Below are 10,095 nucleotides of genomic sequence, written 5' to 3'. Positions count from 1 at the left end.
ACACGTCCAGTCCGTCGCGCAGCTCGGCGGGGGCCGTCAGGACGACGACGGTGCCCTCCCGCGGCGTGGGCGCAACGGCGCGCAGGTCCGCCAGGACCGCGGCAACGGCATCCGGTGCGGGGGCGGGGAGGCCGACGTGGAGGACCCCCAGCGCGCTGCCACGCAGCGCGATGGACGCCCCGTGGCGCTGCTCGCTCGAGCTGGCCGCGGTGAGGAGGTCCGCCACCCCGGTGAGGGTGGCGGTCGCCTTGGCGGTGACGTCGCCGCCGGGCAGACGCGCCCACCACGACGGCTGCTCACCGACCGCGCCGCCGATCAGGGCCGCCGTCTCCGCGGCGCGTGCTGTCACGGCCTCCTCGGTGCCCTCGAGGAGCACCGCGAGCGTGGCGTCGTCGCTCCCCGCGGGCCGGTCGATCTCGACGGCGGCGGGGGCGAGCTGGGAGGCGACGACGACGCGCGCCAGCTCGGCCGTCCGGGCCAGCGGGGCGCTGCGCAGGACGAACCGGCGGGCGGGCCGCACGGGGTGGAGCCGGAACGCGGCGCGCACGATGACCCCGAGGGTGCCGTAGGACCCGGTCATCATCTTGGCGAGGTCGTACCCGGCGACGTTCTTGACAACCTTGCCGCCCGACGTCGACACGGTGCCGTCGGCGAGGACGACGGTGGTGCCCAGGACGAGGTCGCGCAGCGCGAGGCGCTGGAGCCGGCGCGGCCCCGTCGCGGCCGTCGCGAGCGCGCCGCCGATGGTCGAGCCGGCGTCGAAGCGCTCCCGCGGGATGTCCGCGACGAGCTCCTGGCCCGCGCGGCCGACCTCCTCCTGGAGGTCCTTCAGGGCCAGGCCGGCCTCGGCGACGACGACGAGGTCACCCGCCTCGTGCTCGACCAGCCGGTTCAGCCCCCGGGTGTCCAGGATGACGTCGACCCGCTCGGGCGGGGCTCCCCAGGTCAGCGCCGTGCCCGCGCCGCGGGCGACCGTCACCAGGCCCTGGCCGGTGGCCTCGCGCAGCAACGCGGAGGTGGCCTCGACCGAGGTGGGCCGGGCGACGGCGGCCGCAGGGACGCCGTCGACGGCGTCGGCGTCCTCGGCGGGACGGACCTCGCCGGCGCCGTCGAGGCTACGGGCGAGCGCGATGATGTCGATGCTCATCAGAAGACCTCCGCCAGTCCGGCTTCCTGCAGAGGGTGGGCGCCTCGATGACGCCCGGGGCGCTCGCCGCACAGCCGCGGCGTGGGGAAGACCTTCCCCGGGTTGGAGATGCCGTCGGGGTCGAAGGCGCAGCGCAGCATCTGCATGGTGGCGAGGTCGTCCGCGGAGAACATCCGCAGCATGTACTTGGCCTTGTCCGAGCCCACGCCGTGCTCGCCGGTGATGGACCCGCCGTTGGCGATGCACAGCTCGAGGATGCCGCCGGCGACCTCCTCGGCCCGCTCGGCCGCACCCTCCTCCCCGTCGTCGAAGAGGACGAGGGGGTGGAGGTTGCCGTCCCCGGCGTGGAAGACGTTGGCGACCCGGACCCCGCGCTCGGCGGACAGCTGGGCGATCTCGCGCAGCACCCGCGGCAGAGCGGTGCGCGGGATCACGCCGTCCTGGACGATGTAGTCGGGGCTGATCCGCCCGACGGCGGCGAAGGCTGACTTGCGGCCCTTCCAGATGAGGGCACGCTCGACGTCGTCGGCGGCGACCCGCACCTCGAAGGCGCCGGCCTCCTGGCAGTGGCGCACCACCTCGTCGAACTCCCCGGCGACGTCGGCGGCCGCGCCGTCGAGCTCGACGACCAGGACGGCGCCGGCCCCGGCGGGATACCCGCAGTGGACCGCCTTCTCGGCGGCCTCGATGGCCAGGGCGTCCATCATCTCGATGGCGGCGGGGATGACGCCCGCGGCGATGATGGCCGAGGTGGCCGCACCGGCCTCGTCGGTGGAGGCGAAGCCGGCGAGGATCGTGCGGACGTCCTCGGGCAGGCGGGTCAGGCGCACGGTCGCGGCGGTGACGATCCCCAGGGTGCCCTCGGAGCCCACCAGGGCACCGAGCAGGTCGTAGCCGGGCGGGTCGGGTGCCTTGCCACCGATCTCGACGAGCTCCCCGCCCGGGGTGACGAGGTCCAGGCCGGTGACGTGGTTGGTGGTGAAGCCGTACTTCAGGCAGTGGGCGCCGCCGGAGTTCTCGGCCACGTTGCCGCCGATCGAGCACACCGACTGGCTCGAGGGGTCGGGGGCGAAGTAGTAGCCGGCGGGCGTGGTGGCCTGGGTCAGCCTGAGGTTGATGACCCCGGGGTCGACGACGGCGCGCTGGTTCGCGGCGTCGATCTCGCGGATCTCGCGCATCCGGGACATCACGACGAGCACCCCCTCGGCGTGCGGGAGCGCACCGCCGGACAGGCCCGTGCCCGAGCCGCGCGCGACGAACGGCACCCGCTGGTCGGCGCAGGCACGCACGGCGGTGGCGACGTCGGCGGCGTCACGGGCGAGCACCACCAGGCCAGGGACCACCTTGTACTGGGCGAGCCCGTCGCACTCGTACGTGCGCAGGCGTTGCCGGTCGGTGATGACCGGACCCTCGCCCAGCTCGGCGAGCAGCTGGGCGGTGACGTGTTGCAGCGGGTCCATGGCAGCCTCCTTGGTGCCTGCTCCCCGGTCGGCCGGAGAGGGTCCTGAGGGACCCGGTGCGGGTCCGCCCATCGGCGACAGCCGGCTGGGCCGTGCGGCGCGCAGCGGGGAGTCCCCGCCGCGCGCGTGCGGCAAGGGCCTCCCCCACGCCGCGTGCGGGCTACGGCATCCGCTCGTAGGCCGGGAGGGTGAGGAAGTCGGCGTAGTCGTCGGCGACGGCGACCTCGAGGAACGTCTCCTTCGCCCGGTCGTAGTCCGCGGCGCCACCCGGGAGCTTCGCGATCTCCTCCGCGACGATCCGGTCGATGAGTTCGCGCGTGACCTGCTCGCCGGAGTCGGCGAGGGTCACGTCGTCGTGGAGCCACTGCCACACCTGCGAGCGCGAGATCTCCGCCGTCGCGGCGTCCTCCATGAGGTTGAAGATCGCCACAGCGCCCAGGCCCTCGAGCCACGCCTTGAGGTACTGGATACCGACCGAGACGTTGTTGCGTAGGCCCGCCTCGGTGACGTCGCCGGGGGTGGCGGAGACGTCGAGGAGCTGGGCGGCGGTGACGTGGACGTCCTCGCGCTTGCGGTCGAGCTGGTTGGGCCGCTCGCCGAGCTTGTCGGTGAAGACCTCCTGGCACAGCTCCACCATGCCGGGGTGGGCGACCCAGGAGCCGTCGAAGCCGTCCTCGGCCTCACGGGTCTTGTCCGCACGTACCTTCTCGAAGGCCGCCGCGTTGACCTCGGGGTCCTTGGAGGGGATGAACGCCGCCATGCCGCCGATGGCATGGGCACCACGCTTGTGGCACGTCCGCACGAGCAGCTCGGTGTAGGCGCGCATGAACGGCACCGTCATCGTCACCGCGTTGCGGTCGGGCAGCATGAACTCCTTGCCGCGGGTGCGGAAGGACTTGATGACGGAGAACATGAAGTCCCACCGTCCGGCGTTCAGGCCTGCGGAGTGCTCGCGCAGCTCGTAGAGGATCTCCTCCATCTCGAAGGCCGCGGGGTAGGTCTCGATGAGCACCGTCGCCCGGATGGTGCCGCGCGGGATGCCGAGGGCGTCCTGGGCGATGAGGAATGCGTCGTTCCACAGCCGTGCCTCGAGGTGGGACTCCAGCTTCGGCAGGTAGAAGTAGGGGCCCAGGCCCTTCTCGATCTGGCGCAGGCCTGCGGTGGCGATGTACAGCGCGAAGTCGACGAAGGAGCCGGAGGTCTGCTCGCCGTCGACGAGGATGTGCTTCTCGGGCAGGTGGTAGCCGCGCGGGCGGACCACGATGGTGGCCAGCTCGGAGTCGGGCCGGAGCCTGTACTCCTTGCCGTTCTCGGCCGTGAAGTCGACGGTGCGGTTGATCGCGTCGAGCAGGTTGAGCTGGCCGCCCACCACGGACTCCCACTGCGGGGTGTTGGCGTCCTCGTGGTCGGCGAGCCAGACCTTCGCGCCGGAGTTGAGCGCGTTGATGGTCATCTTGCGGTCGGTCGGGCCGGTGATCTCCACCCGGCGGTCGACGAGCCCGGGGGCCGGCGGCACCACCTGCCAGCTCTCGTCCGCACGCACGGGCGCGGTTTCCGGGAGGAAGTCCAGCGTGCCGCCGTTCGCGAGGTCGGCGACGCGGACCCGGCGCGCCTCGAGGAGCTCCAGGCGGCGCCCGTTCAGCTCACGGTGGAGCCGTGCGACCAGGTCGAGGGCTGCCGGGGTGAGCACCTCCTCGTACCTCTCGCCGGTCGGTCCGGTGATCTCGAGACCCTGCGTGGTGGCCAAATGACTCTCCTACTTTCACGAGATGGAACCCGTTATCTTTCCAGTGAAAACAGTAGACGCGGGGTCACCCCCGGTCAACGGCGAGCGGCTCAGCCCAGCAGCGATCAGTCCAGCAGCGCCGCGGCGGCGGCGGAGTCCTTCGCCGAGGGCATGAGCTCCTCGAACTCGTTCACGCCGTCGAGCTCGGCCCCCATGGGGATGTCGGTGACGCGCTCGAGGACGACCTCCACGACCACGGGCCCGCGGAACGCGTGCGCGGTGGCGCGGGCCTTGGCGAAGGCCGTGCCGAGGTCCTCCCGGTCGGTCACCCGCATGCCCTTGCCCCCCAGCGCCTCCGCGACCTTGACCTGGTCGACGCCGTACCCGCCGCCCTCGGGAGAGTCGACGTTCTCGAACGCGAGGGAGACGTGGTAGTCCACCTCGAAGGCCCGCTGCGACTGCCGGATGAGTCCGAGGTAGGCGTTGTTGACGACGACGTGCACATAGGGCAGGTGATGCCGGGCGCCCGCCGCGAGCTCCTCGAGCATGAACTGGAAGTCGTAGTCCCCGGAGAGCGCCACCACCTCGGCGTCCGGCCGGGCGGTGGCGACCCCGAGCGCGGCGGGGCCGGTCCAGCCGAGCGGCCCGGCCTGCCCGGCGTTGCCCCAGTGACGGGGCCGAGAGACGTGCAGGTGCTGCGCGCCGGCGATCTGCGACAGGCCGATCGTGGTGACGTGGACGGTGTCACGGTCGAGCGCGCGGTTCATCTCCTGGTGGACCCGCTGGGGCTTGATGGGGATCTCACCGAAGTCGGTCCGGCGCACCATCTCGCGCTTGCGGCGGGCGGCGGCCGCCACCCAGTCGGAGCGGTCCGGCAGGGCCCGGTCGGCGCGGCGCTCGCGGGCGACCTGGACGGCGAGCTCGAGGAACGCCCGGGCGTCCGAGACGATCCCGTGGTCGGGGGCGAACACGCGCCCGATCTGGGTGGGCTCGATGTCGACGTGGACGAAGGTGCGGCCTTGCCGGTAGGTGTCCAGGCCGCCGGTGTGGCGGTTGGCCCACCGGTTGCCCACGCCCAGGACGAAGTCCGCCTCGAGGAATGTCGCGTTGCCATAGCGCTGGGCGGTCTGGATGCCGACCATCCCGGCCGCGAGGCGGTGGTCGTCGGGGATCGTCCCCCAGCCCATGAGGGTGGGGACGACGGGGACGTCGAGGGTCTCGGCGAGCGCGACGAGGAGGTCCTCGCCACCCGCATTGACGATGCCGCCACCGGCCACCAGCAGGGGGCGTTCGGCGGCGTCGAGCATGTCCAACGCTCGCTCCACCTGCGCGCGTGTCACGGCGGGACGCACGACCGGCGGCGGCACGTAGGTCTCGGGTCGAACTCGATCTCGGCGGTCTGGACGTCGATCGGCAGGTCGATGAGCACCGGGCCGGGTCGCCCCGACCGCATGAGCTGGAAGGCCTTCGCGAGGACCCCAGGGACCTGCCCGGCCTCGAGCACCGTCTTGGCCATCTTCGTCAAGGGCGCCGCGATGGCGGTGATGTCGACGGCCTGGAAGTCCTCCCTTGTCCAGCTTCGCGACCGCCGCCCGCCCGGTGATGCAGAGCATCGGGGCGGAGTCCGCGTGAGCGGCGTAGAGCCCGGTGATCATGTCCGTCCCGGCGGGGCCGGAGGTCCCCACGCAGATCCCGATGTTCCCCGGCACCGCCCGGGAGTACCCGTCGGCCATGTGGGAGGCACCCTCCTTGTGGCGGGCCAGCACGTGACGGATACCGCCGTGGCGGCGCATCGCGTCGGAGGACGGGTTGATGGCGGCGCCGGGCAGCCCGAAGGTCTGGGTGGCACCCTCCTTCTCCATGATGGCGACGGCGGCGACGACTGCTCGCATGCGGGGCAGGTCGGTCTCGATGCTCGTGCGGCGGGCGGGTCCTGCCGGTTTCAGGTGCTCGGGTGGATGCGGCCCGGGAGGGCGCGCGGTGCCGTCACGGCGTCGCGACGTGGGGCGGGGTGGCCCGGTGTGGGGCCGTCGGTGCGGCCGGTGGGCCGCGGTGCTCAGTCGGCGCGGCCCGAGAGCCGCTCGACGACGCGGAGGAGGGCGGAGTGGTCCAAACCGCCGTCGCCGTTCGCGCGGGCCGAGGACATGAGCTGGGCGACGACGGCCCCGAGCGGGGTGACCACGCCTGCCTCGCGCGCGGCGGAGGTGACGATGCCGAGGTCCTTGTGGTGCAGCTCGATGCGGAAGCCGGGCTCGAAGGAGCGGTCGAGCATCTTCTGCGCCTTCTGGTCCAGCACGGCCGAGCCGGCGAGCCCGCCGCCGAGGACCTTCACGGCGGCCGCGGTGTCCACGCCGTAGGCCTCGAGGAAGATCACCGCCTCGGCGAGGAGGGCGATGTTGCCGGCCACCATGAGCTGGTTGGCGGCCTTGACGGTCTGGCCCGAACCCGAGGGACCGACGTGGACGATGGTCTTGCCGACCGCGTCGAAGACGGGCGCCGCGGCGGCGAAGTCCTCGGCGGTGCCGCCGACCATGATCGACAGGGCCGCGTTCTTGGCCCCGGCCTCGCCGCCCGAAACGGGGGCGTCGAGCAGGCGGAAGCCCTTCTCCCTGGCCAGTTCCGCGAGGCCAGTGGTGACGTCGGGGCGGATCGTGGAGAAGTCGATGACGAGCGCGTTCGGGGCGGCGCTCGCGAAGACCCCGTGCGCACCGGTGAGGACCTCGGTGACGTCCGGGGAGTCCGGCACCATGACCGCGACCACCTCTGCACCGGAGACGGCGTCCGCGACCGAGGATGCGGCGGTGCCGCCCGCCGCCACGAGGTCGCGAGTCTTCTCGGGGTTGCGGTTGTACCCGGTGACGTCGTGCCCGGCGTTCTGCAGGTGGACGGCCATCGGGCTGCCCATGACGCCCAGGCCGATGAATGCGATCTTCATGGAAGGGTCCTTCCGTGTCGGGGGTGCTCAGGCCTGCCCGCCGCGCTGTTCACGCGGCAGCCAGGTGAAGGGGTCGGGATCGGTCGTCTTGTACTCCAGACCCACGGGTCCGGCGTAGCCGCCGGCACGGAGGTCCTCGACCCAACGGGCGATGGGCAGCTCGCCCGAGCCGGGGGCGCCACGGCCCGGGGCATCGGCGATCTGGACGTGCGCGACCCGGTCGCGGTAGGCGGCCAGGTCGGCGTCGACGTCGCCGCCGTTCACCGAGATGTGGAAGACATCGAGCAGCAGGCCGAGGTTCGTCTCTCCGTGCTCCTGCGCCACCCGGTCGAGGACGGCGACGACGTCGGCGGAGGACTTCAGCGGGTACGCCGGTGTCCCGGAGACGGGCTCGAGCAGGACGGTGCCCCCGATCCGTCCGACCGCACGGGCGGCCATGGCGAGGTTCTCCGCACCGACCGCGTCCTGTGCGGCGGGGTCGGCGCCGTCGACCCGGTTGCCGTAGAGGGCGTTGAACGCCCGGCACCCCGTGCGCTCGCCGATGGTGGTGACGACCTCGAGGTTGGCGCGCAGCTCGTCGGAGCGCTCGGGCCAGGAGACGAGGCCGCGGTCACCGCCGGGCATGTCGCCCGCGTTGAAGTTCAGTCCGGTGAGCGCGACACCGGCGTCGTCGATCGCACGCACGAGTGCGTCGACATCCGCGGCGTCGGGGGCCGAGGTGGGGAACGGCCACCACAACTCGATAGCCTCGAAGCCCGCCGCCCGGGCCGCGGCCAGCCGCTCAAGGAGTGGTAGCTCCGTCAGGAGGATCGAGCAGTTGACGGTGTACGGGACGGTCACCCTCTGCCTCACTTGCACATTCTGAAATGCACCTCACTCGCACATTCTGAAATGCGTCTTCCTCGCTGTGAAAGCGTAGGGTCAACCGACCGACGTGGTCAACCCTTGCCCGTGGCGAGGTGCACCACCCGTCCTCGGCATCGCCGTCATCGTCGAAGCCGTCCTCGAGATCGATGCGCGGGTCCTCGACCGGCTCCCGGCGCGGCTGGCTCGCCCTCCGCCCGCGGTGGGAGGAGCGGCGGGTGCCGAGCAACCAGAGCGTGCAGTCCGTGGATCGGGCGATCGACCTCCTCGAGGCGATGACCGACCAGGGCGGCGACGCCACCCTCAGCCAACGTGCGGCGTCGGGACTGCCCATGCCGACCATCCACCGGCTCATGCGCACCCGCGTCGCGCGCGGCTACGCCCGTCAGGCCCCCTCCCGGCGCTACACCCTCGGTCCCAACCCCATCCGGCTCGGCGAGCTCGCCGGGCGCCAGCTCGGTGCCGGGGCCCGGCCCCACCTCGAGCACGTGGCACGCGAGCTCGGCGAGACGGTCAACCTGTCGACGATCGACCGTGACATGGCGGTCTACGTCGCCCAGGCGGCCTCGGTGCACTCGATGCGGATGTTCACCGAGGTGGGCCGCCGCGTGTTCTGCCACTGCACCGGGGTGGGCAAGGCCACGCTCGCCCAGCTCCCCGACGCGACCGTCCGGGCGATCCGTGCCCGCACCGGCATGCCGGCCCAGACCGAGCTCTCCATCACCGACCCCGACGCGCTCATCGCCGAGCTGGACCGGATCCGGGCCCAGGGGTACGCCGTAGACGACGGTGAGCAGGAGCTCGGCGTGGGGTGGTATGCGGTGGCCGTGCCCGATGTGCCCACCACCTCGGCGGTGTCGATCTCCGGACCGGCGGTGCGGGTGACGGATGTCGTCGGCGAGCAGGTGGTCCCGGTGCTCCAGGAGGTCGCCGCCCGCATCACCGCCGAGCTGCTCAGCCTCCACTGAGCTCGTCGCTCGGCAGATGCCGGTCGGCCGCGTAGGGACCCGTCACCTTCTTCCCGGCCCAGGGGCCCGATTCTCGGGGTGCGGTCTGTCGGCCCCGGCATGGCTCTTCGCCCGGTTGCCGGGTCTCCCTCATCGCGGCGCGGAGCGCGCTCCGCGGAGCAGCTACGCGCGGGGCAGCTACGCGCCGACGCCCAGATCAACGCTTCCACGACCTGGGCGTCGACTTCTACGAGGTAGCGCGGTGCGCCACCTGTCGGTCAGAGAGTCGGGTCCAGCACGGCACGGCCTCGCAGACCACCGGAGCGAAGTCGGTCGAGGACCTCGGCTGCCTGTCCGAAGCCGAAGGACTCCACCTCGAGGCGGATGTCACCCGTCACGAGCATCTGCGCCATACGGGGGCGAGCTCGCGGGCTGCCCGTTCCCGGCGGATCATGCTGACCGGCAACAATGCCACATGGTCAAGCAGCCAGTTCCGGAGGTCAAGGGTTGTCGAGGTGCCGGCCACGTAGCCGATGAGTGCGGCACGGCCGCCCGCCCCAACCCACTTCATACGCTCGCCAAGACGCTCGCCGCCGATCGTGTCGACGAGCATCGTCGCCGACCGCTCCGCGGCGAGCAGCGCGACCGGCTCGGGGTCGTCGATCGTGATGGCTTCCGCGCCTGACGGCACCAACGACTTCTGCGCCTCGGTGGCGACGAGCGCCGCCACGCGGGCACTCGCGAGCAGCGCCATCTGGACGGCCATCGATCCCACGGCACCGGTGGCTCCGGCCACGACGACGTGCTCGTCGTCGCCGAGGTGTGCGATTTCGTGGAGGGCCGTCCAAGCCGCTGTCGTCGGCACGAAGTAGGTAGCCGCGAGTGCGGGACTCAGACCCGGAGTCACTGCGGCGAGTCCGCCGTCGGGGACGCCGGAACCTGTCAACCTTGGTGGGTCAGTGGTCGAGCTGAATCGTTGAGTTCGTCGTCTCCTTCGGGGGCTGGTTGATCCATGC

7 protein-coding genes and 1 pseudogene are annotated in these 10,095 nt (G+C 72.2%); 1 reads left to right on the top strand and 7 read right to left on the bottom strand.

The features are described 5' to 3' along the window. The 6 genes and pseudogenes from ACYC1Z_RS12105 to ACYC1Z_RS12080 all read right to left on the bottom strand — a co-directional run. Positions 1–1,147 (bottom strand): FAD-binding oxidoreductase (locus ACYC1Z_RS12105; protein WP_461409782.1); only part of this gene is annotated, 1,147 nt, incomplete at its 3' end. Next, positions 1,147–2,607: an FAD-linked oxidase C-terminal domain-containing protein gene (locus tag ACYC1Z_RS12100; protein WP_461409781.1), complete on the bottom strand. Its 1,461-nt coding sequence runs from the start codon at positions 2,605–2,607 to the stop codon at positions 1,147–1,149. The genes ACYC1Z_RS12100 and ACYC1Z_RS12105, both read right to left, overlap by 1 nt. Before the next feature lie 160 nt (positions 2,608–2,767). Next, positions 2,768–4,354, bottom strand: coding sequence for a malate synthase A (gene aceB, locus ACYC1Z_RS12095; RefSeq protein ID WP_461409780.1), 1,587 nt, complete (start codon positions 4,352–4,354; stop codon positions 2,768–2,770). 104 nt (positions 4,355–4,458) lie between these two features. Next, positions 4,459–6,234, bottom strand: a pseudogene (gcl, locus tag ACYC1Z_RS12090) (glyoxylate carboligase). 155 nt (positions 6,235–6,389) lie between these two features. After that, positions 6,390–7,268: a 2-hydroxy-3-oxopropionate reductase gene (locus tag ACYC1Z_RS12085; RefSeq protein WP_461409779.1), complete on the bottom strand. Its 879-nt coding sequence runs from the start codon at positions 7,266–7,268 to the stop codon at positions 6,390–6,392. Between the two features lie 27 nt (positions 7,269–7,295). Further along, the gene (locus ACYC1Z_RS12080) at positions 7,296–8,120 is read right to left on the bottom strand and encodes a hydroxypyruvate isomerase family protein (RefSeq protein ID WP_461409778.1); all 825 of its coding nucleotides are present in this window, start codon (positions 8,118–8,120) and stop codon (positions 7,296–7,298) included. Positions 8,121–8,281: 161 nt separating this feature from the next. Between ACYC1Z_RS12080 and ACYC1Z_RS12075 the strand changes: the two genes are divergently transcribed. Further along, on the top strand, positions 8,282–9,100 hold the full coding sequence (locus ACYC1Z_RS12075; RefSeq protein ID WP_461409777.1) for an IclR family transcriptional regulator: 819 nt from the start codon (positions 8,282–8,284) through the stop codon (positions 9,098–9,100). A gap of 373 nt (positions 9,101–9,473) precedes the next feature. Here the strand turns inward: ACYC1Z_RS12075 and ACYC1Z_RS12070 are convergent, their stop codons facing one another. Next, positions 9,474–9,845, bottom strand: a complete 372-nt coding sequence (locus tag ACYC1Z_RS12070; RefSeq protein WP_461409776.1) for a hypothetical protein — start codon at positions 9,843–9,845, stop codon at positions 9,474–9,476. Positions 9,846–10,095: the final 250 nt, after the last annotated feature.

The organism is Georgenia sp., from assembly GCF_054605595.1.
This window is presented reverse-complemented; position numbering and strand designations above follow the sequence as displayed.